The sequence below is a fragment of the Halobacterium sp. DL1 genome (genome assembly GCA_000230955.3).
Classification (GTDB): domain Archaea; phylum Halobacteriota; class Halobacteria; order Halobacteriales; family Halobacteriaceae; genus Halobacterium.
Window position 1 is genome coordinate 496,083 of record CP007060.1, and the last position, 21,824, is coordinate 517,906.

A 21,824-nucleotide genomic window follows, 5' to 3' on the forward strand; every position below is an offset into this window, starting at 1 on the left:
CGATTCACTGGGTGGCATTAAACGGAATCCTATTATTCGTAGATGGAATTCGAGGACGAGAGTGGGAAGAGATGCGTTCGTATGATTCTACGCTTTATTATCTCAGATGTTCCAGAAGGAGCGGTGGGTGGGTTCGGTGTGCAACTCGACAGCCGTCCCTCGCTGTCGCCGACGCCGACTGACCGGCGAGAATCCGGGACGGGAGCGCGGATACGTTGCACGCCCGTGCAAGCCCACGGAGATGGATTTATAAGACCGAGCCCGTAACCCCCACCCATGAAACATCCCGGACTGAAGCTTCGGATGGTGCTCGTCGGCTCCATCCTGTTCGCGTTATACTCGGTGGCGATCGCGGTGGCGTGGGCCATGTTCGGCCAGAACAACACCATCCTCGCCATCGCCCTCCTCGGCAGCGTCGTCCTCGTCGGCTTCCAGTACAAGGTCGGCAAGTGGGCGGCGTTACGGAGCGTTGGGGCCGAGGACATGGACGAACAGCAGTACGCCCAGATCCACCAGTTCGTCGAGGGCGTCTCCCGTGACATGGGCATGGAGAAGCCGCGGCTGATGGTCGCCAACATGGGCGTGCCAAACGCGTTCGCGGTCGGCCGCCGCGGTGACGGCACTGTGGTCGTCTCCCGCGAACTCATCCAGCTGCTCGACCGCGAGGAACTCGAAGGCGTCCTCGCCCACGAACTCGCGCACATCGACAACCGCGACGTCGTGATGATGGTGCTCGGCCAGGGCATCGCGTCCGTCGTCGGCATCATCGCGCAGTACGTCGTGCTGTTCACGGGCGACAACAACCTGGCGGACTTCTTCCTCGCCATCGTCGTCGGCAACCTCGTCCAGTTCTTCGTGATGCTGTTCGTGCTCGCCATCTCGCGCTACCGCGAGTACGTCGCCGACTCCGACGCGAAGGGCGTCATCGGCCGCGGCGACCCGCTCGCCCGCGCCCTCGAGAAGATTCAGCAGGGCAACGAGCGCTCCCAGGACGACCGCCTCGACGAGAACGTGAGCGCGCTCTGCATCTTCGGCGGCTCGAAGAGCACGCTCGCGAAACTCGTCTCCACGCACCCGCCCGTCGAGGAGCGCATCCGCCGCCTCCGCTCGTAGATGGCGGGCGTCCGCGAACTCCTCGCGGTCGCGCTGGGGGTGCTCCTCGGGGTCGGCCTCGTCGCCGCACCCAGGACAGCAATCCGACTCTCCGTGTTCATGGGTCCGCACCGACGGCGCCGCCACGGCGAGTACGGTGGCGAAGACAACATCCCCACGGCGTGGGTGTACGTCGCCCGCGCGCTCGGCGTCGCCTGCATCGCCGTCGCTGGTGTCATCGCCTACCAGACGTACGCGTAGTCAGGAACAGAACTCAGTCGAACAGTCCCGAGACATCCGCTTCTCGTCGCCGCCGCCGCTGGACGTGCTGGCCGAGTCGCGTCGCGACCAGCGCGCGCTGTGGGCCTTCGGTGAGGAAGTCACAGAGCAACACGCCGAACTCGTTCAGCTCGCCGTCGGCCAGTCCGCGCTCGGCGTACCTCGCAGCGTCCTCGAGCATCTCTTCGTCGTAGCCCAGTTCCTCGCCGAGCACGACTGCCGCGGCTATCGCGGCCGGCGCGTCGAGGTCACTGGGCTCGAGCGCGGCGCCGTCGAGTTCGAGGCGCTGGGGGGCCGCCCGCTCGACGTACTCGGGGTCACGGCCGAGCGCGTCCACGTACGCTCGCACGGCGCCGACGTTCACGCTGCGGTAGTCCGCCGGCAGGTCAGCGAGGTAGCCGGCGCTGCTCTCGCAGAGGCCCACGGCGCCCGCCCAGTTCCGGTTCCGGGCGTGGTGGATGGCCGCCGTGAACTGGATGAGACCGTGGAGCAGTCGCTCGTCGGAGCCGTCGTCAAGTTCCAGCCACTCGTCCTCCCAGGCGTCGTGGGCGGCGTGGTAGTGGCCGGCGTTGTGAATCGCGATTCCCGCGCGGAGCGCCGCGTCCATGGGGTGGGTTGCGCGCCGACCCGCAAAAACGTCTCGTCCGGCGGCGCCCTCGGACACTCGTCAGGCGCGGACGCTCGGGAGGAAACTCCCGGTCTCCCGGCGGACGCCCGCGACGAGAATCAGCGCGGCGACCACGGGGAGCGCCGCACACGCGAAGTAGACGGGCGAGAAGCCGACGGCGTCGACCAGCGGGAGCGCGACCACCGGACCGAACCCGCCGCCGATGTCGCCGAACGCGTTGTTCGTGCCGACGGCGCGCCCCATCTGTTCGTCGGAGACGAGGTCGGCAAGCAGGGCCATCAGCGGGCCGCTCGTCCCGCCCTGTCCGGTGCCGACGAGCGCGCAGGCGACGGCCAGACTCGCCACGGAGTCCGCCAGCGCCAGCAGGACGAACCCGAGAGAGGTGGCGCCGAGGAAGAACAGCAGGGTCGGGACGCGGGACTGCAGGCGGTCGCTCGCGTAGCCGCCGAGGAACATGAACGTCCCCGCGGCGACGACCGTGATGGCCATGAAGATGCCCGAGGAGCCCTGCGGGCCGAGGCCGAAGACGCCGAGGTCCTTCTGGTTCAGGAACAGCACGAGCGTGGCGAACAGCGCGCCGATGTAGACGAAGAGGACGGCGAAGTTCACCAGCCCCACCGTCACCGCCGGGAGGCCGGTGTTGACGTCCCACGGCTTCACCGACTTGCTCGACGTCCCCTCGACGTGGGTTTCGGGGACCGTGAAGTACGCCACGCCGCTCGCGAAGAACGCGAAGACGGTGGCGACGACGAACGCGGTGATGGTCCCCGAGACTTCGCTGACGACGCCGCCGACGACGACGCCCGTCGGGAACCCGAACAGGACGCCGCCGCGGATGAGGCCCATGTTCGCGCCGCGGGACCCGCCGTCGCTGACGTCCGCGGCGATGGTGTACGCCGTCGCGAAGACGAGCGCGCTCCCGACGCCCCAGAGGATGCGGGCGCCCATGAACCAGCCCTCGGGGAACGGGGCGACCATCGCGACCACGTAGCCGAACGTCGCGAACCCCTGGACGAACATCCCGACGACGAACGGCGTCCGCGTCCCGACGCGGTCGACGAGCACGCCCGCCGGCGCGTTCGCGAACAGCCGCGAGAACCGGTTCGCGCTCAGGATGACGCCGACGAGGAACGGCGAGATGCCCAGGACGGCGCCGAGGTTCGGGAGGATCGGGAAGATGACGCCGCCGCCGAAGCCGATGAAGAACGTCGAGACGATGACCGCGCCGATGACTAGGTAGTCGTCTGTGAGGTTGCGGACGCGTTCGGCGAGTCGACTGACGGCGCTCACGACTCTCTAGCCTCGCTCGCTCTCCGCCGAACCGGGCGGCCCGCCGCGCCGTCGTTCACGTCCATCTACGCCCTGCTAGGCGAAAATTTCCCAAAAGGGTTGGGAAACCCTCCGGGCTTGCAGCGTTTCTTGGTGCCAGCCACACGGAGGGCACCCGTAGCCATAGCGGCGTAGAAATAATGTCCGGACGGAGTCTGCGCGAGCGAAGCGAGCGCAGGCACGTCCGGTCGTTTCGGAGCGAACGCTAGTGAGCGAAGAAACGTCCGGACGGAGATTTGAACTCGGAGAGACGGTCGCCTCACTGTGTTCGGCGCTGCGACTCTCCTGCTCAAATCTCCTCGACGTTTCGCAGCTTGCTCGCCGCGAGCGACACAAGCGTCGCTCACGGACTCAGTACGGCGATGAAAACGTCCGGACGGAGATTTGAACTCCGGTCCCTGGCTCCGCAAGCCAAGAGGATAGTCCACTACCCTACCCGGACTCGTTCAACAGTACCCCGGGATTACGTAAAGCGGTTACGATTGGGGGCCGCGGTGGTGGCTCTTTGCACGACCTGTCGGCGAGCAGGACACCCCGCTGGGCGGACACGAAACAAATCGGTTATATCCCGTGCTACCGTCGGTCGGTCGCACATGAGGGCAGGCGTACTCGCCGTCGTCGATGGAACGTTCAAGATGGTGGACTCGTTCACGGAGACCGTCACCGAGGACGACCAGGAGCTGGCGCGCCGCCTCGAGATCGACCGCGTGTTCTCCCTGCCGGACGGGAGCATGGCGTTCGCGGGTCGCGCGGCCGCCGAGCGGCTGGCGAACCAGCGGGACGCGGCCATCGAGGACGACGAGATTCGCGTCACGGAGGGGACCGAGGTCGTCACGGACTACACGGAGTTCGTCGGGGTCACCGGCGAGTTCGTCGTGGTCAGTAGCGGGGACGGGGAGTTCGCGTTCGACCTCATCGGCGCGGAGACGAACACGAACCTCGAGCGGGCGACCCTCGACCTCGACGGCTTCTTCGCGAGCCACGGGTCGGCGACACCGTGGCGCGCGGGATTCTCGGGGAACGGCGACGCGGGGATGAACGGCGTCTTCCACGGCGCCGACCTGCGGGCGAGCCACGACCTCGACAGCCTGCTCGCGGACTCCAGGCTGAACCAGCTCGGGCTCTCCTACGGCCACGACGGCGACGAGGTGAAGATGACCGCGTCCCGGAGCGGCTACGTCGAGGTGTACCAGCCGTCGTCGTACGACGCCGCGGCGTTCCTGACGTACCTGCGCGAGGAGATGCTCGACCACGTCGTCTGAGGACTCCGAGGGTTCATATCGGAGGGCGACACACCCCCTCCCGTGCGACGGAAAATCGCGGGACGGAATCGACGTTATCCCCCAAGGACAACGCTTATGCGCGGCGTCTCCTTGTGGTGAACTACGATTATGGGCGACACTGAGGACATCTACGAGGACCTCGACACCGACGTCAGCCTGGAGGAGTTCCGGGAGGCCGTCGAGTCGAAGGTCGAGCAGATGGGCGGGCTGGCCGACGAGGAGACGGCCGCCATGCTCATCGCCCACGAACTCGACGACGGCGAGGTCAACGGCATCGCCGACATCGAGGTGGAGATGGACGAGGTGAAGTTCCTCGCGAAGGTGACGAGCGTCGGCGACGTGCGGACCTTCGAGCGCGACGACGAGGAGAACCCGGAGGGCCGCGTGGTGAACGTCGAGGTCGCGGACGAGACGGGCAGCGTCCGCATCTCGCTGTGGGACGAGCAGGCCGCGGCCGCCACCGACGAACTCGACGTCGGGCAGGTGCTCCGCATCAAGGGCCGGCCGAAGGACGGCTACAACGGCGTCGAGGTGAGCGTCGACCAGATGGAGGTCGACGACGACGAGGAGATCGACGTCCAGGTCCAGGACGAGTACGCCGTCGGCGACCTCTCGCTGGGCATCTCTGACGTGAACCTCACCGGCGAGATTCTCGCCACCGAGAGCGTGCGGACGTTCGACCGCGACGACGGCAGCGAGGGGAGTGTGTCGAACCTCGTGGTCGGCGACGAGACCGGCCGCGTCCGCGTGACGCTGTGGGACGACCAGGCCGACCGCGCGACCGAACTTGACGCGGGCGAGGTCGTGGAAGTCGTCGACGGCTACGTGCGGGAGCGTGACGGCAGCCTCGAACTCCACGTCGGCGACCGCGGCGCCGTCGAGGTCGTCGACGAGGACGTCGCCTACGAACCGGACTCGACACCCATCGACGCGCTGGAACTCGACGACTCCGCGGACATCGCGGGCGTGATCCGCTCGGCGGACCCCAAGCGCACGTTCGACCGCGACGACGGCAGCGAGGGCCAGGTCCGGAACGTCCGCCTGCAGGACGACTCGGGAGACATCCGGGTCGCGCTCTGGGGGGAGAAGGCCGACCTCGACATCGGCCCCGGCGACGAGGTGGCGTTCGTCGACGTGGACGTCCAGGACGGCTGGCAGGACGACATCGAGGCGTCGGCCGGCTGGGGGTCGACGGTCATCCCGCTCGCGGACGGCGCCGCCACGGACACCGACGACGGTGGCGACGGGGCCACCGGACTGTCGGCGTTCGGCAGTGGTGGCTCGGACGGCGGTAGCGACGACGAAGATGCGAGTTCGACAGCGAGCGCCGCGAGTGACGGCGGCGCGGTCGCCGAGGGCGAGGACGTGGAGTTCACGGGCGTCGTCGTGCAGGCCCAGGACCCGGTGATTCTGGACGACGGCGAGGAGACGATGAGCGTGGAGACGGACGCCGACGTGACCCTCGGCCAGGAACTGACAGTCCGCGGGTCGCTTCGGGACGGCCGCCTCCGCGCCGAAGAACTGCGGTAGGAGTCTGTTTTCCGTCGCGGAACCAAGTTGGGATTCGCTGTCAGAGGTGGCCGTGTCGGCAGCCTCGCTGGTGTCCGTCTGTGGTCGCCGGACGTGGCGTCTCGCTGTCCAGTCCCGACGTCGAAATGCGTGTTGGCACCCCTACACCCGTTTGGCCTAACGGAAACAGTTAAGCGTGCGACAGCCACGCATTGACGCATGAGCGTCGAACTCCCGTTCGCGCCCGTGGACACCCTCATCCGGGAGCACGCTGGCGACCTACGCGTGAGCGCGGACGCGGCCGAGGAACTCGCGCGCCGCATCCAGCGGCGGGGGGCGACACTGGCAGCGGACGCCGCCGAACGCGCGGCCGCGGACGGCCGAAAGACACTGATGGCGGCCGACTTCGGCACCGAGACGGCGCCCGAGGGCGACGACCTGACGCTCCCCGTGGCGCCGGTCGACCGCATCGCGCGCCTCGACATCGACGACCGGTTCCGGGTCGCGAAGGACGCGCGCGTCGCGCTCGCCGACCTCCTCGAGGTGTACGCGACGGACGCCGCGCGCGGCGCCGTGGTCCTCGCCGAACACGCCGGCCGGCGCACCGTACAGGCCGAGGACGTGGAGACATACTTCGAGCTCGTGGAATGAGATTCGGGTTCGACGAGACGTGTCTCGACCACGACCCCGGGGCGCGCCACCCCGAGAGCCCGGACCGCCTGGTCGCGATCAAGCGCGGTCTCGCGAAGTGCCACGGCGTCACCTACGAGGGCGCGGCGCCCGCGACCGAGGCCGACGCGACGGCCGTCCACGACGCCGGCTACGTCGAGGAGATCCAGTCGTTCTGCGCGTCCGGCGGTGGCAACTGGGACCCCGACACCATCGCGTGCCCGGAGACGTGGCCCGCCGCGCTCGCGAGCGCCGGCCTCTCGATGGACGCCGTGCGCGCCGCGCTGAACGGTGCGGACGGCCGGAACACGCCGTTCGCGCTCGGTCGGCCGCCGGGCCACCACGCCGTCGAGGGCGACGCGATGGGGTTCTGTTTCCTGAACAACGCCGCCATCGCCGCCCAGTACGCCCTCGACGACCTCGGCGCGGAGCGGGTCGCCATCTTCGACTGGGACGTCCACCACGGTAACGGAACGCAGGACATCTTCTACGACAGCGGCGACGTCTTCTACGCGTCCATTCACGAGGAGGGCCTCTACCCGGGGACGGGCGACGCCGACGAGAGGGGCGAGGGCGAGGGCGCTGGTACGACGCTGAACGTGCCGTTCCCTCGTGGGTTCGGTGACGCGGAGTACTGCGCGGCCGTCGAGGAACTGCTCGCGCCCGCACTCGCCGAGTTCGACCCCGACCTGTTCGTCGTGAGCGCGGGCTTCGACGCCCACCGCCACGACCCCATCTCCCGGATGCACGTCTCCGACGAGGGGTACGCGCTGCTCACTGACCGCGTACGCGACATCGCGGCAGAGACGGACGCGGCGCTCGCGTTCGTGCTCGAGGGCGGTTACAGCCTGGACGCGCTCGCCGACGGCATCGGCATGGTCCACGAGACGTTCGACGGCCGCGACCCCATCGAGCCGGACGCGGACGTGACCGACGACGCCCGCGCGCTACTCGAGGACATCCACGCGGACCATCAGGCGCTCGGGTCGAAGTAGCCAGCCAGTTCCTCGCCGAACTCGTCCGCGAGCGAGGCCACGCGCTCGCCGACGAGCACCTCGTAGTCGCCCCGTTCTACGATTGATTCGACGTGCGCGCCGAGCGCGACGTCCGGCAGGTGGTCCTCGGCGAACTCGCGGGCAGTCCGCACGTCCCGTTCGCGCTCGACGACGTAGCGCTCCCCGTCCACGAACGGTCCGTAGGCGTCCGTGTCGGCGTACTTCTCGTAGAACCCCGTCGCGTGGCCGGAGACGTAGACGGGCGGTCCCTCGTGGCGCTCGACCGCCGACAGCTCTGCGACTTCGAGTTCCGCGAACAGCACCGCGCGCTCATCGGCCCACGTCGCCGCGCGCAGCACCCAGAACCCGCGCTTCTCGAGGCCTCGCACGAGGCCGTCCCGGGAGCGGTAGAGCTGCGGATAGAGCTGGTCGTCGACCAGGTCCGGCGCGTCGAAGACCACCGCGAGCGGGGTCGTCCCGCGCCGCTCGACGTGCTCGCGGACGCCCGCCGCGTCGAGGGGTTCCGGGGAGTCCGGCTCGAACACTGCCTCGTCGGGGTCGGCGAGGAACGCCCGGGCGTGGTGGATGACCCGGGCGACGTTCGTATCGGAGACGACGGCCGCGACGTTCCGCTCGGGGTCCGTCGGGTCGACGACCACCAGCGCGTCGTCGAACGTCGCCGCGGCGTGGTCCTCGGGGTCCAGACGGACCTGTGGTTCCCACTCGCTGATAGCCTCCAGGGTCTCCCGGAACTCGCCGTACTCCACGACGAGCAACTCCGTGAGATAGCCCGAAAACCCACGCGTGCGGAGGTCGCTGCCGTACGCGCCGACGCCCTTCAGGAACTGCTTGAACAGCCGCACGTCGCCAGCCAGATTGTCGTCCAGGCGCTCCACGAGGTAGGCGTTGTGGAACGGCGTCCGGTCGACCGCCGACTGGATGTCCGTCGCCGAATCCAGGCGGTAGCACGGCACGAGGTCGACGTCGTACCCCTCGAAGACGCCCTTCACGTAGGGGTGTTCGGCGTACTCCTCGCGGCCCTCCGGCAGCACCGCGTTGCCCACCTGGAGGCCGTACGCCTCGAGGTCCTCCCGGGAGATGTCCGGCGGGAACCGCACGAAGAGGTCGATGTCGCGGTCGCCCGCGACCCACGTCCCGCGCGCCGTGCTCCCGACCTGCAGCACGTCCGCGTCCACGTCCAGTTCGGTGACGGCCTCACGCGCCCGGTCCGTGAGCCGCTCCACGGTCTCTGCGAGCGCGGCCCGCTCGTCGGGCGTCGGGTCCACGCGCTCGCGGACGCGCTCGACGACCGCCTCGAACTCGCTCATACCGCGGCTTCACGCGGCTCCGCCTAAGCCGTGTCGATGGCTCGTCTGCTGGCGAAACGAAAGCCATATCAAATCCCGCCGGATAGCAACGGGTGCAAGCCGCCGTAGCTCAGTTGGTAGAGCACCTGGTTGTTACCCAGGTTGTCCCAGGTTCGAGCCCTGGCGGCGGCGTCACTTCTCTGCGTCCACTCGCGGAGCGTCGGCTCCGCGATGGACCGTGACGGGCCGACCAGGCTCGAGCACGTGAGTCGCAGCGGCGAGCGTGGCGAGCCGACCGTCTCACACCTGTTCGAGCCCTGGCGGCGGCGTGGTTCTTTCCGCGACAACGTGCGAAGCGACGGCTGAGGGTCGCCGCGATGTCCTCTCACGTCAGTACGTCCAGTGTTTCACGGTGTCCACGTCGATGCGGACGGGCGTGTTCTCCGACCACGCGTCCTCGTCGACACCGTACTTCCGGTTGATGCGGTGCAGCACCTCTCGCCCCTCCTCGTCGTCCTCGATGACCTCCGCCTTCCCCTGGAGGGTCACGCCCCACTGCGGTCGGCCGTCCTCGTCCTTCTGCACCGACAGGGCGACCCGGGGATTCCGCTGGATGTTCTCGAGTTTGCGTCCAGTCGTCACGATTTCGACGGTGTCGTCGCGGTAGTTGTACCAGAGCGGCGCGACGTGCGGCCGATTCTCCTGGCTCGTTCCCAGGTGCGCGACCAGCGGCTCACTGGTGAGCAGTGCTTCGGCCTCCTCGGGGACGGTCTGGGACATACCGGGGATTCGAGTGCCAGCCCCCTCAATCTGGTCCGGATACCCAAGCGAATCAGGGGTGTCACTGTTCGCAGAGTTGAGTGAACTCCGTACTATTTCGTCCTCTCCGGGCAAGTAACGAGACACAAAATAACTTATCAAGAACAAACCCGCTCAATCAAGCGAAAGACACTCTCGTAACTTCTAGGGCGCTCTTCCCGGACTCATACTCCTCCATTTCTTCCGCAAGAGTACGCGTAGGCTGTTGTTTGGTGGGGTGTATGGGGTTGGTTCTGTGTTTATTGGTGGGTGAGTTTGTGCTGTGATCTAAGTTTGAGTGTGGATTGTGTTTTGTATGGAACCTGGGGGTTGGGGTTTTCTTGTGGGGTGGTTGTATGGGGAGTTCGTCTTTTGGGTGTTCTCGGGGGTTTCCTCGGTGGTTGTGTGTTTGGCTCTTTGCGGCTTGGCCATTCAAGGAGTGGGCGTGAGGGTATTCCTCGCTGAGTCTATTGGGTTCATAATGGGCTGCAGTGTGGTGGTTTCGACTCCTCACCGGGTGGTTTCTGCACTCTGTTTCCTTGGTTCTCTGAGTGAGATTGTGGTTCTTGGGGCACCCATCGGGAGTGTCTGGCGGGCTATCTGACACGCGCGGGTGTGTTTGGGGTGTGATTCTCTGTATTGTACTGTGTTTGCGGGGGTTTAGAGCGATTATGAGGCGGGTGTGAGTGTTGGTGGTTCCTAGAGGGGTGCTCTACTGGCAGCTCAAGGGATTTCAGTGAGTATGTTCCACTCGTTCAGCTTCTTCATTCCCTCACTGTCTTTGCTGACTACTTGGAGGGGGGCATGTTACTTCCAGGGGTGGTCTTCTTCCCCGGTTACGGACTATGACTGGTCGAGGGATTCCCGGTTGACTTTCGCCTTGGTTTGCTTGTGTAGCCATTCAGCGGGGTAGACTGCAGTGAGGCCTGGCTCTTGGATGCGGAATTGGTGGGGTGGCGTTGTCGGGGCATACGTCTTCTCGACCCGGGGTTCGCCTTCGAGTGGGTCGTTGAGTGCTTGGAGGACGTCGTGGCCTGCGGATTGACTCATGACCACCCAGATTGCTTCTTCGGGATTGCAGGCGGCCATCTTATCGTAATCTCGAGGAACCGCGCGCGCTACGTCATGATTGATGCGCTCGGCCTCACCCGCAACCACCACACTTCCCTTGGTGTCTAGGCCGACGACGTCGAGGCGGCGCTGGTCGTATTCCTCACTCGCCTCCCGAGGGGTGTCCTCACTAGTTGCCATGAATGCGTCCGCGGGGAATGCAGGCTCATCCTGTTCGTCGAGCTCGTAGTACGGAACAACCTCAGTGACTCTGGAGTCAGGGTCCTTCTGGTATTCCTCGATTATGTGCTGGCGGAGGATTTCAACCGCGAGCACGTGCTCACTGGACTCATCGAGATCACCCTTCCCATGCCCATAATCGATGCCCTGGCGGTACTGCTCACCGATAGCGTGGCGACCACTCGCAGGCACAGAATACAACCGGTGGGGGTGGTCCGTATCATGACGCACCACGTCCGCCTTGAGGAGTTCCTGGATCTCCTCGTTGGTGATGCCCGTGTACTCCTGGAGGCGTAACATCGAATCCTCCATCAAATCATACTCAGGAGGGTCATACCGGAGTTGCTGAGCATTATACACCGCTTGAACGAACCCGAGTTGACGCGCACTCCACCCACTCGCCTCGAATTCTTTGGGTGTGAGCTTCAGGTGCAGACTCGTAATCGGGATATCGTCCTCGTCGACGTCACTCAGACTAGAGCAGCACTCAATCGCGCGCTCCATTCCGTCTCGAGTAGGATTATACCGCGAATCACACTCTCGGCACACAAGGGCATGCGTCTCCCCCTGGTACTCAACAGTAGCAGGGAGGCGTTTTGTGAGCGCGAGCGGACTCAATACACCACCCACACCCAATCCTAATTCATCCTCATCCTCGCTGTCTTCGGTGGCGTCCGTATGGGCGTTCTCTGGGATAGTACTGGGCTCGCGAACAACCACGCCCGATTCTTCCTCCGTCCGTTCCTGAGCCACTCTGAGCGCGCTCACAAAGCCCTCATCCTCTTCATCAGTGAGTGGCTCGGGGCCATCCGGGATTCCCGGGGGTTGGGGGAGTGATTGGAGGAGGAATGGCCGAGGCTCAACCGAATTAAACTCCGAGGGCAACCTGACCATCCACTGTCCACGCCTAAGCGCACGCAACCGATTCCCAACCTCTACTCTTGAGGTATCCTCAGTCGTGAGACGCTCAGCCAAACGGCGATCCAAGGCTACGTTCCCCGTCACAATCGTCGAGACATTATTCAAGACCTCACTGTACGCCCGCGGACTCGCATCCTCGAGTTGCTGGGGGAACTGCATCGCCAACGTCACCGAACACCCAAACCCCCGAGACTGCGCAAGAAACTCCGAAAGCAACCCAGAAACAGCCACACTCGCAGCCTCCTCCACATACACATTCACCAATCCCGTAGTACTCCCGCTCTCACTCCCACTATTCCCACCATTCCCTCCAGAAGCAGAGTTAGCTCTCCTAGAATCAGAAGAATCCTCAGCTTCTATGCGTGGTGCACTCCCATCTTCGCAACTCCCCTCACGAGGACTCTCCCCCTCGTGTTCCTGAGTAGGCTCTATACCGGAGTCGAGTCCTGATTTGGTTGTTTGGTCTTCTTGGCTGCGGCGTTTGAGTGCACTCCAGAGATTCGAGAGCACAACCAGCGTAAGCACGCGCTGGAACTCCGAACGCAATCCACCCGTGTCGAAGATGATGACCTCGTCCTCACTGATGTGCTCGAACAAATCAAAATACGCATCCAGCCCCTCAGAACCCGCTCTACCACTCTCACTCCCTCTGACCGGAGTCGAATCTTCCCCACCCACACCCTCCCCACCATCCACACCTAAATTCTCACTACCCGCGTCCTCCTGCAGGGGTTCCCCACCACCAGTACCGGACTCAACACCTACGCCATGGGAATCTGACTCTGAATCCTCTATCCTCGTCTCGCTTTCTGGAGTAGTGTTCTCAAGGGCGTTCTCGATGGTTCTCGAATCTGGTGTGTGATTGAAGATGCGAGCGAGACGTCGATCAACGGGAATCTTCTCGACGCGCGTTGCTACCCCACCCATGAGCTCGTTAAACGAACGCGCTTGATTCGCTGTCACACCAGCCAGCATTCCTTCAAGGTCTGGGTCTGAGACTGCGGGCGGGGTCTGGTCTTCATGCATCTTCTGAACAGTCTCATGGAACTCGCGGTGCGTGAATGCGTCCTGGCCATGCACAGGGTCGAACATCGCCTTCAGGACGTACCGAATAATATCCGGAGAGCGTACGGCGCGCTCGAAGCGCTCCGGGCCCATAATTTGAGTTAGGATCTCGATGTAGTGCTCGACTTTGTCTTCGACCGCGCTTGTGCGCGCAATCCCCATCGCGAGTTCTGGGCGGATATCGAAGAATGAGAACGCGGGAAGCACGCGAGCACAATCGAAGTACGTCACGCCATCGAGGTTCCCGTGTTTCGCGTAATGCGCCTGGAGGTACTCGATGGCCATCCCATCACCCTTCGGGTCAATCAGAATATCCGCGCCACCCGTCGCCTCTTGGTTCTCGAGTATCCCATTGATCAGACTCGTAGACTTCCCCGAGCCAGTCCGCCCAAACCACGCCACATGTAATGACTGGAGGCTCGGAGGAAGCGTAATGGACTCTTCTTCGGTGCTCCCGTCCTCGGTGAGCGCACGCCCCAAGGGAAGCCCACGACCACGGTAGGTTTCGAGTTCACTCGGTGGTGGCCGATTTAGCTGGGTTCGCTCGCCTGGTGTTGGGGCGACACCACGTACGCCCTGGTTCGTGAGCGCACTCCCATCCAGAACGAAGAAACTCGGAGCTTCACTCGCATCCACCACGATTCCCGGACTCCCTCTTCGGGTGAAACGCGAACGAAGCCCCCCGAAGGACGCCTCCTCGAAATCTCTACTACAAATTGCCCTCCCTAGTTTTCTCGCGCTCTTCCCTCGCTGTAGGCGACCCTGAACCCCGTACTTCGAACTCCCGAGCTCCCCAAACAACCCCTCCAAACCACCCATACTACTCTCGGACTTCTCGTCCGTCTCGAGCTCGTCTCCCTCAATCCTCTCTGGGTCTATACTCTCGCTTTCGCCCCCATCGATTCCGCCATAGGATTCGTTTTGAGAGCCGGTGGTGAGGAGGCGGGCGTTCACCACAAACGACCGATGCGACTCTCTCGACCGGATGTCCTCAATACGCTCACTATCACTCTGAGATAATGGTGTATCCTCGGGGGCACTACCAAAGACCGTGCTCGTCAGTTGCGCACCCAATCCATCCTGATGAGATTCTAAATCCCTGATTCGAGCGTCAGCCTCACTCGACCAATCCGGCTTCGGACGCAGAAGCATCTGGTATACTCCCGGGCGGTCGTGACTCGTGAGGAACTCAAGCACTCCAGAAAGCGGAATACGAGCATGTTCACTGGCTTGGAATGACCCGAAATTCTGAAGACTAGTCTGCCAATCCCGTGAGCGTCCAACCATGCCCTCAAAGACCACTCCAACCAAACCCTGGGTACTCAGGCTTCCCTCAGTAGCCCTCTTCTCAGGATTCGCCTCGGTATTTTCGAGTGGTGTTTCGTGGGTGGTTCCAGGCCCGAGGGCCTCCCGGGGGTAGGTTTGTGGTTTCGTGATTCGCTCGAGTTCGTAGGAATCCGGGAACAACCCCTGGAGAACACGCTCAAACCCACCAAGGAGCCCCGGGGAATTCACACCAAAGAGATACTCAATGGATCCGTCCCCCGGTGAGACAAGCAAGCACTCGAACACCGGCCGCTCTCTAGAACTTGAAGTTCGTGTTCGGAGCAGGCCCCCGAGGGGATGGCGACCAAGAGTCGATTTCTTCTCGCTAGTGAGTTGGTGGAGGCGACGAACATGCGAGAGCACTGTCTCCGTCTCCACGTCATCACGAGATGGACGCACTCGCAGAAACACTCGCCCACACTTACCCTCTGATGATTCTTTCCTCTGTGTCTCAGAGTCCTCCTGACTTACACCCGGAACACCCCTCTGGGGAGTGTCCTCATCGTTCTGTGTTTCCTGCGCTGGCTCTGAGTCACTACCTGTATTCTTCTTAGAGGGATTACTCGGATTCGACATAGACGGACCCCACCCCACTCACCCAATTAGGAATGAGCTGAGGAAGAGTTTGATTAGGTGATTCCACCGGTTTAGGACGCTTAAACTAGTGCTCTCTGTGCCTGATACCTCCTGGCCGCTGACTACACCGATTCTTGATCACTTCGCAGACTCCCCGGTGTACGTGGGCCAGGGGGCTACGCGAAATTTTGGTGTATCATCATTTTCCAGAGCGCACGAAGAGGTCATTCGAGTCACTGAACCTCGCCCATACTCAGTACCTCACAAAGCATCCTCGGCTAGCTGTTTCTGCGGCCTGAGTTCTGTGTCGAAGCGGTTGTACTGACGGTCTCGACGAGAGAATTACGGACGGATCGACGGAGAGCTGTCGCTGTCGGCGGCGGTCAGCCGCCGACGCGACAGCGTCGCCACTCACTCCGCTGGCTTGCTCGGTCGGTGGTTAGCGGTGGAATCGGTCGTCAGGTGGCCGATTCGCGGGGACGGCCCGACGCACCGCGAGGGCCGTCCACGCAGCTCGTCGAATCATATTGACGAACTCCTTGTACGGCCACCACCAGAGGCGACGCCCGCCTCGGCGGGGCGTCGCCACATACTCGTAGTGAAGGTACCGCCAGACGTTCTGTAAGAGGAGACTCACCACCACGTACAGCAGCCGTACCGTTGGATCTCGTGTTGTCGTTGTCGCTATCGCTTGCTCAAACAAGCGATAGCTTGACTCGATACCGAAGCGTTTCGAGTAGTGGTATCGAGCGTCCCGTGGTGAGTCGATGAACGGCGCGTCAGCGGCGTAGCCGTGACGCGCCACACCGTTCTCGTCATACTTCCCATTTAGGTACGTACAGTCGATGTAGACGGGAAAATCGACGGTCCAGCTGTGACCGTCGAGTTTCCCCGTCAGATCATGCTGAATGACGCGACTCCATCCTTCCGAGAGCTCTTGCTGAATCGCCTCACCCCACCGGATGATCGGGATCACGTACGCGTAATTGTGCGCCTGAAGCAGCGTGAGACACTTACTGTCGTAGAATCCGCGATCAAGGTAGACGGCCTTGACCCCGGCGTCAAGGCCGTCGAGGACACCGAAGAACTCAGCGAGGACACTACTTGCGGTATCGCCGTCTTTGAGACGGCGTACCGCCAGCGTGTAGCGTTTGTTCTTCACACGCGCGTAGAGTGTGGCATAGGCGTGGAACGCAGTGGTTCCACGCTTCGCTACCGAGTGATAGAGGCCGTCTGTGTCGTCTTCGTCACCGTAGTAGGGCCGCAGGTGGAGGTCTGCGCAGACCTCCACCTGTTCGGGGAGCAATTCATCGAGATCCTTTCGCAGGAGCGTGTTAGCGACTCGTTCGAGCCGTTCCGGCTCGAACTTCGTCCGAAGATGGTAGAGGACCGTGTTCCCAGCGGGTGAGTTCTGGCTCGACGCACAGAGCGTAGAGACAGAGGTCCCGTCGGCGCAAGCGCCGACGAGGACCTCATAGATGTCTTCAGCAGTGATTTCAGCGTTATTGGCTAACGAGAGCGAAACTTCCTCGTCAAGGCGGTTGACGAGAAAGTTAAGAAGCTGGTCCTCGTGGATCTCACCGTCTGCTTGTTTGGTTTTAGACACACCTTCAGCAAGCAGACGTTCTAACTAAGCGGCTTTGTGAAGTACTGAACCTCTGGGCACTAGCAACCGAACTCCGACGATTCCGCTACGTTGCAGAATCCGGCCGCGATATTGAGGAATACCTCGATCTACGCTTCCAAGGGAACGACGTTACACAGCGTGCGTATGAGACCGCGAAACAGCAAGTCCGGAGGCTTACGTGAGCGACGAACGAGCGACTGTCCGACCCGTCACCCTTAGTCGGCTTGTCGAACTCACGCACGCCTGTAAGGATGAATCGATGACGACAGAGAGCCTGGAAGACACCCTTGACGTTAGCCATCGCCGCGCACGCGAAACGATCCTTGAGGCAGTCCGAATCAACCTCCTCTCAGAAGAGGAAACCGGGGACGAACCAGTCTATGCAACAACCGACATCGGCGTCTCCTTCCTCAACGAAATTCGAGCAGAGAACTGGCGGAAGGCTAGTCAGATACTCGGTACCCGAAGCCCTCACTACAGGGCGTTCATCGACGCCGTAGACAATCTCGAGCACGCTGACCTTGACACACTTCTCGAGAAATTAGAGACCGAACAGGAGTTCACTCCTTATTCGTTCAACCAAACCGGCGTTGAGGTCGTTGGCGACTGGGCTGAGCGCCTCGGTCGCGTCCAGCGTAACGCCTTTACGGGAAGCTACTACCCAGCCTCGAAAACACCGATTCCGAGCAACTTCCACTTCGTCCTGCTAAACGTCTATGACGGCCTTGAGGAGACCGCTGGCGTCGACCTCCGTCAGCGCTACCTCTCTATCCCGCGACTCCGAGAGACGACGTGCGAGAGGCTCGGCTGTACTCGCGAGTCGTTCAACGAAGCGCTGCTCACGCTCTGCCAGCAAAACGTCGGGAAACTCGAACTCTCGGGTGCACCGATGGATACAGGAGCGAAGGACGCCGCGCTTGGCATCAAGCAAATTGCGCTCGCAGACGACGATGGTCTCGTCTCCACATCACAGTCCAGTCAACAAGTTATGGCGGGTGTCGAACAGTTCGGCAAACAGTACTACTACCTCGCAGTTCACGACCGCGAAATTACCTTCACGATCGAGGATTCCTCATGAGCGATGCATTCACCATTACTGACGAACAGCAGAATTACTCCCAATACGGCCTTGAGGCGAACCCCTTCCCGTACAGTCCCGTTCCTGCCGAAGACCCCGGGATATACTGCGGGCAACCTCACGTTACGAAGAAAATTAGTTCAACCGTCTCTTCGATGCTCTCGACAGGGAAGTCGAAGCATCTCGTAGTCACGGGGAAATATGGGAACGGGAAGTCGCATACCCTCAAGTATACGCGATCGTTGCTTCGCGACCGCGACGACGTCATCGTCGGTTACGTTGCCCAACCTGGCGAGGGATTCCTTGATATTTACCATGAGTTCATCTACGATCTCGGATTTAACCGTCTCCAAGCGCTCGCCTACGAGTATCTTGCCGCAGTCTCACGCGACATTACAGACACGAACCCGATCAGCGCGAGGACGATGGAGTCGCTCATTGATGAGGGCGAGGTTCTTCTCTCAGAGATTGTGCCTGAGGCAATTCGGCGGCTGAGTGACGTGACTAAGTTCGCGGATTTCGCTCGGGCAATCGTCCATATGGTCTATGAGGACACGAACCTCTACGCTTGGCAGTGGCTCACTGCTGAGGGAATTCGCTATGAGCAACGCAAGGAGATGGAGATCCACAGCGCTCTCGACGATGATACGATGGGCGTCCGCGCGTTCACTGCCCTAAAGAACCTTCTTCTCGACCTCGGGTACACAGGCGTATTCGTCTTCGTCGACGAATTCGAGAGTATTGCCCGCCTCTCCCCGAAGAATGAGCAAGCCACGTTGAACAGTATTCGCCATCTCATGGATCAGAACAGCTCTGGACTCTGTATGCTGTTCGGGTGTGCACCTGAAGTCTGGCAAGAGGTCATGAGCGAGTACCACGCGTTCAGTGAACGCATTGGGCAGGAGGTCGCCCTCCGTCCACTAACCGCCGAGAATCTCTACGAACTCGTTGGAGACTATTTAGACAGAGAACGGACAAAGACAGAACCTAGCAATCCTGTTCACCCATTTACCGAGGACAGCTTAGAGCTAATCCTCCAACGTTCCCAAGGGAACGTTCGGCAAGTCCTTTCGGTCTGTAGTCGTATGCTCGACGAAGCCGCGATTGAGGGGAGGTCGGACATCACCATGGAGTTCGCCCAAGACGTCCTCTAATAGACCAGATCCATCCATACCACTATTCGTTTTCCTGATACTGGAATTCATCGTGGGTCCGGCAATAGATCCTTGTTGGTTTGCCTGGGCTGAAACTGGCGTAGTTCTTTATGGGTGTCTCCTTAGGTTGGGGTATGCAGTTTGAGGAGTTGAATGTGGAGGTGCGGGATTTCTGTGAGCGACGAGACTGGAGGCAGTACCATACGCCGAAAGACCTCGCGATAGGATTAGTAACGGAGTCCAGTGAACTCTTGGAGTTATTCCGATTCAAGAACCGTAGTGAACAGACGGAACTCCTCGAGGAGCCTGGGAAGCGCGAGGACGTTGAGGAAGAGTTAGCGGATATCTTGTTCTTCTTGCTTCGATACGCCGATCTCTACGATATAGACTTAGAAGCAGCTCTGGAGCAGAAACTCGAGACGAACCGAGAGCGCTACCCTGAGAACGAATATAAGGGCAGCAACAAGAAGTACGACGAATAGCCAGAATGCTGGTCTACGAGAATACCAAGTCGGGATTCCTAGACGACGTCCTAGACGATCGGTTGGTCCCGGAGATCAAGGCAGGATATGAATCGAAGGGCCTGGGAATCGGGAGCGAGAGTGAGGTTCGGTCCTGGGAGAACTCCTTCCAGTACATGTACAAAGTCCTCCAAGGCAGCGACGTACCCGATGGTGCGGGCGTCGCGATTGAATTCAAAATTCCACTTACCTCTCGCCGCATCGACTTCCTGATCTCAGGGTACGACACTCAGGGGAATTCGAACGTTGCTATTGTTGGCTCTGTAGTTTCGCTAGACAGCAGTCGATTTGGGCTATTTTGGCCAGTATATTCCCTATTTTACCACGTGATTTTTAGCATTGTCCGGCGGTTCTTCCAATCGGATTTCGAGAAAATCAAGAGACTGCGGTCTATTCGGAGCATAAGTCCATCTACCGACAGTTCAGGAGCAATTTCTCACCAATTGTAGCGCCGCCTAGCGAAACTACAGAGCCCTATTGTTGAGTTGAAACAATGGAGCGGGACCAACACTGAGCCGGTTGAGTCTAAGGATGGGATTGTCGAAACCGTTCTCGGAGGCGGCATTCGCGAAACGACGCATCCGAGTTATCAGGCGAACTCGTACGCCGAACTATTACGGGATTTCAACACCCGCATTCAGGAGAAACCCATTCACCTCGCGCCTGCTGCGTATCTCCACAACTTCGAGCAGGAACACCGCGGGAAACTCGAACGCGAGCACTACAAGCCCTACACTGACCGCGCTCCAGTCTATGTTCGAGGTGACGCGAAGAAAATCCGGTCGTTCCTGGAAACCCAGATAGATTCAGGCGACGACCGTGAGACCCTCTATGAGTTAGATGAGGGGGAGCTGCGGCCGGCGAAATCCCTCCAGGATTCGCTTCTCTCGATGCTCGAAGACCAGGACGAGTTCACGCTGATTGACTCCCAGAAGGTCATCTTCGAGAAAGCTGTCGAACTCGCTATGCGCTCGCATCGTGATGGCCAAAAGCGCGTGCTAATCGTCGATGGCGGGCCGGGGACCGGGAAGACGGTGGTGGCAATCAATATTCTATCTGAGTTGATTCAGAACGACCTCGTGGCTCAATACGTCTCGAAGAATCGGGCGCCCCGCGAGGTCTATAAAGAAAAACTGCGCGGGGATAAGCTCGTCAAGGAGATCGATCACCTGTTCACGGGCGCTGGGAGTTACGTCGAGACGGACTCGAACACGTTGCCTGCGTTGATTGCTGATGAGGCCCATCGGTTGAACGAGGAGTCGACGTTCTTCGGTCGTGGTGAAAACCAGATCATGGAAATCATCAACGCCGCCAAATTCAGCGTATTCTTCATCGATGAAAGCCAGCGCGTCCACATCGATGATATCGGATCGAAAGAAGAGATCCGGCGTCACGCCCGCAACATGGGCGCGGATATCGAGGAACTCACTCTCGAGTCCCAGTTCCGGTGTAATGGCTCACAGGGGTATATCGCGTGGCTCGATGACGTCCTCGAGATTAGGGAGACGGCGAACGCCAGCGGATTCGACCTCGACTATGACTTGCGGGTCTATGATGACCCTCAGGCCCTCCATGAGGCAATCGTCCGGAAGAACGAGGAGACGCGATTGTCGCGGGTGGTCGCGGGGTATTGCTGGGAGTGGGACAAAGAAGGCCGCTCTGACCCGGATGCGCTTGATATCGAGATTGGGGAGTATGAGCGAAGCTGGAATCTCGATTCCAGTGATCCCTGGGCGATTGGCGAGGGTTCAATCGATGAAGTCGGGTGCATTCACACCTGCCAAGGCCTCGAATTCGATTACGTTGGCGTCATCATCGGCGAGGACCTGAAATACCGGGATGGCGAGATCGTCGTTGACCACGAGGAACGAGCGAGTACGGACCGCTCGCTGTTCGGTATCAAGAAAATGTTCGACGAACAGCCCGAGAAAGCCGCCCAGAAAGCAGACGAGCTCATCAAGAACACGTATCGGACCCTGATGAGCAGGGGAATGAAAGGCTGCTACATCTACTGCTGTGACGACCAACTCCAAGACTACCTCAACAACCGCATCAAAAACCTCACAACCGACACTCAATGACGGATCGCGTGATGTTCAGCCGGAACCACAGATCACTGTTCAACACATAACCCCATAGGGCTCAACGCTACCTAGACGGATTGTGGGGGGACTATTGAGGGTTCACTCATATACTTCTTCGTCCCCAGATAGTGGTTTCCGGGGTCATCGTCAGTGCCCTTGCTGAATTGGTGTTTCTACCTGGGTTTTTCGCCCCCCTTCTGGGGTGCGGGGGCATCCAAGAGGGGTGTTCCCGTACTCTAGTATGGGACATCGAGCACTCATCGCCTACGAGCGACCAGACGAGTTGTACAACC

The 21,824-nt window shown here is 61.4% G+C and carries 15 protein-coding genes, 2 tRNA genes and 1 pseudogene; 11 read left to right on the top strand and 7 right to left on the bottom strand.

The genetic code is table 11. The features are described from left to right. Positions 1-276 precede the first annotated feature (276 nt). Both HALDL1_04050 and HALDL1_04055 read left to right on the top strand, forming a co-directional pair. Positions 277-1,113 (top strand): protease, encoded by an 837-nt coding sequence (locus HALDL1_04050; protein AHG02879.1) that lies wholly within the window; start codon positions 277-279, stop codon positions 1,111-1,113. After that, positions 1,114-1,353, top strand: coding sequence for a hypothetical protein (locus tag HALDL1_04055; GenBank protein AHG02880.1), 240 nt, complete (start codon positions 1,114-1,116; stop codon positions 1,351-1,353). Between the two features lie 13 nt (positions 1,354-1,366). Here HALDL1_04055 and HALDL1_04060 read toward each other — a convergent pair whose 3' ends face one another. From HALDL1_04060 to HALDL1_04070, 3 genes are all read right to left on the bottom strand, one after another. Further along, the gene (locus HALDL1_04060) at positions 1,367-1,978 is read right to left on the bottom strand and encodes a hypothetical protein (protein ID AHG02881.1); all 612 of its coding nucleotides are present in this window, start codon (positions 1,976-1,978) and stop codon (positions 1,367-1,369) included. Positions 1,979-2,038: 60 nt separating this feature from the next. Beyond that, the gene (locus HALDL1_04065) at positions 2,039-3,289 is read right to left on the bottom strand and encodes an MFS transporter (GenBank protein ID AHG02882.1); all 1,251 of its coding nucleotides are present in this window, start codon (positions 3,287-3,289) and stop codon (positions 2,039-2,041) included. 408 nt (positions 3,290-3,697) lie between these two features. After that, a tRNA-Arg gene (locus HALDL1_04070) sits at positions 3,698-3,770 on the bottom strand. Between the two features lie 151 nt (positions 3,771-3,921). On the opposite strand from HALDL1_04070, the gene HALDL1_04075 reads away from it, so the two are divergent. From HALDL1_04075 to HALDL1_04090, 4 genes are all read left to right on the top strand, one after another. Then, on the top strand, positions 3,922-4,590 hold the full coding sequence (locus tag HALDL1_04075; protein AHG05136.1) for a hypothetical protein: 669 nt from the start codon (positions 3,922-3,924) through the stop codon (positions 4,588-4,590). Positions 4,591-4,719: 129 nt separating this feature from the next. After that, the gene (locus HALDL1_04080; protein AHG02883.1) at positions 4,720-6,141 is read left to right on the top strand and encodes a replication protein A; all 1,422 of its coding nucleotides are present in this window, start codon (positions 4,720-4,722) and stop codon (positions 6,139-6,141) included. 198 nt (positions 6,142-6,339) lie between these two features. Then, complete coding sequence (locus HALDL1_04085; protein AHG02884.1) at positions 6,340-6,771, top strand: aldolase; 432 nt, start codon at positions 6,340-6,342, stop codon at positions 6,769-6,771. Continuing rightward, positions 6,768-7,784, top strand: a complete 1,017-nt coding sequence (locus tag HALDL1_04090) for an acetoin utilization protein (GenBank protein AHG02885.1) — start codon at positions 6,768-6,770, stop codon at positions 7,782-7,784. The genes HALDL1_04085 and HALDL1_04090 overlap by 4 nt, the downstream gene beginning before the upstream one ends. Here the strand turns inward: HALDL1_04090 and HALDL1_04095 are convergent. Continuing rightward, positions 7,763-9,112 (bottom strand): tRNA CCA-pyrophosphorylase, encoded by a 1,350-nt coding sequence (locus HALDL1_04095; GenBank protein ID AHG02886.1) that lies wholly within the window; start codon positions 9,110-9,112, stop codon positions 7,763-7,765. The genes HALDL1_04090 and HALDL1_04095 overlap by 22 nt on opposite strands. Positions 9,113-9,210: 98 nt before the next feature. Between HALDL1_04095 and HALDL1_04100 the strand changes: the two genes are divergently transcribed. Then, positions 9,211-9,283: transfer RNA gene (locus HALDL1_04100), tRNA-Asn, on the top strand. A 198-nt stretch (positions 9,284-9,481) separates the two neighbouring features. On the opposite strand, the gene HALDL1_04105 is transcribed toward HALDL1_04100, so the two are convergent. The 3 genes from HALDL1_04105 to HALDL1_04115 all read right to left on the bottom strand — a co-directional run bounded on the left by HALDL1_04105 (position 9,482) and on the right by HALDL1_04115 (position 16,673). Continuing rightward, positions 9,482-9,871 (bottom strand): pyridoxamine 5'-phosphate oxidase, encoded by a 390-nt coding sequence (locus HALDL1_04105; protein AHG02887.1) that lies wholly within the window; start codon positions 9,869-9,871, stop codon positions 9,482-9,484. 861 nt (positions 9,872-10,732) lie between these two features. Continuing rightward, positions 10,733-14,362: a hypothetical protein gene (locus HALDL1_04110; protein ID AHG05137.1), complete on the bottom strand. Its 3,630-nt coding sequence runs from the start codon at positions 14,360-14,362 to the stop codon at positions 10,733-10,735. A 1,144-nt stretch (positions 14,363-15,506) separates the two neighbouring features. Continuing rightward, the gene (locus HALDL1_04115; protein ID AHG02888.1) at positions 15,507-16,673 is read right to left on the bottom strand and encodes a transposase ISH3; all 1,167 of its coding nucleotides are present in this window, start codon (positions 16,671-16,673) and stop codon (positions 15,507-15,509) included. 280 nt (positions 16,674-16,953) lie between these two features. Between HALDL1_04115 and HALDL1_04120 the strand changes: the two genes are divergently transcribed. From HALDL1_04120 to HALDL1_04135, 4 genes and pseudogenes are all read left to right on the top strand, one after another. Further along, entirely contained in the window at positions 16,954-17,772 is an 819-nt protein-coding gene (locus HALDL1_04120; protein AHG05138.1) for a hypothetical protein, read from the top strand. Beyond that, entirely contained in the window at positions 17,769-18,926 is a 1,158-nt protein-coding gene (locus tag HALDL1_04125) for a hypothetical protein (protein AHG02889.1), read from the top strand. Before HALDL1_04120 ends, HALDL1_04125 begins: the two co-directional genes overlap by 4 nt. A 134-nt stretch (positions 18,927-19,060) precedes the next feature. After that, positions 19,061-19,408, top strand: coding sequence for a nucleotide pyrophosphohydrolase (locus HALDL1_04130; GenBank protein AHG02890.1), 348 nt, complete (start codon positions 19,061-19,063; stop codon positions 19,406-19,408). 5 nt (positions 19,409-19,413) lie between these two features. Then, positions 19,414-21,528: pseudogene (locus HALDL1_04135) on the top strand (ATP-binding protein). Positions 21,529-21,824 lie beyond the last annotated feature (296 nt).

What these genes read in the sequence shown, in the direction of transcription:
- HALDL1_04080 (AHG02883.1), top strand. Translation starts at nt 4,720, where the DNA reads ATGGGCGACACTGAGGACATCTACGAGGACCTCGACACCGACGTCAGC.
- HALDL1_04130 (AHG02890.1), top strand. Translation starts at nt 19,061, where the DNA reads ATGCAGTTTGAGGAGTTGAATGTGGAGGTGCGGGATTTCTGTGAGCGA.
- HALDL1_04085 (AHG02884.1), top strand. Translation starts at nt 6,340, where the DNA reads ATGAGCGTCGAACTCCCGTTCGCGCCCGTGGACACCCTCATCCGGGAG.
- HALDL1_04120 (AHG05138.1), top strand. Translation starts at nt 16,954, where the DNA reads ATGACGACAGAGAGCCTGGAAGACACCCTTGACGTTAGCCATCGCCGC.
- HALDL1_04125 (AHG02889.1), top strand. Translation starts at nt 17,769, where the DNA reads ATGAGCGATGCATTCACCATTACTGACGAACAGCAGAATTACTCCCAA.
- HALDL1_04055 (AHG02880.1), top strand. Translation starts at nt 1,114, where the DNA reads ATGGCGGGCGTCCGCGAACTCCTCGCGGTCGCGCTGGGGGTGCTCCTC.
- HALDL1_04105 (AHG02887.1), bottom strand. Translation starts at nt 9,871, where the DNA reads ATGTCCCAGACCGTCCCCGAGGAGGCCGAAGCACTGCTCACCAGTGAG.
- HALDL1_04050 (AHG02879.1), top strand. Translation starts at nt 277, where the DNA reads ATGAAACATCCCGGACTGAAGCTTCGGATGGTGCTCGTCGGCTCCATC.
- HALDL1_04060 (AHG02881.1), bottom strand. Translation starts at nt 1,978, where the DNA reads ATGGACGCGGCGCTCCGCGCGGGAATCGCGATTCACAACGCCGGCCAC.
- HALDL1_04090 (AHG02885.1), top strand. Translation starts at nt 6,768, where the DNA reads ATGAGATTCGGGTTCGACGAGACGTGTCTCGACCACGACCCCGGGGCG.
- HALDL1_04075 (AHG05136.1), top strand. Translation starts at nt 3,922, where the DNA reads ATGAGGGCAGGCGTACTCGCCGTCGTCGATGGAACGTTCAAGATGGTG.
- HALDL1_04095 (AHG02886.1), bottom strand. Translation starts at nt 9,112, where the DNA reads ATGAGCGAGTTCGAGGCGGTCGTCGAGCGCGTCCGCGAGCGCGTGGAC.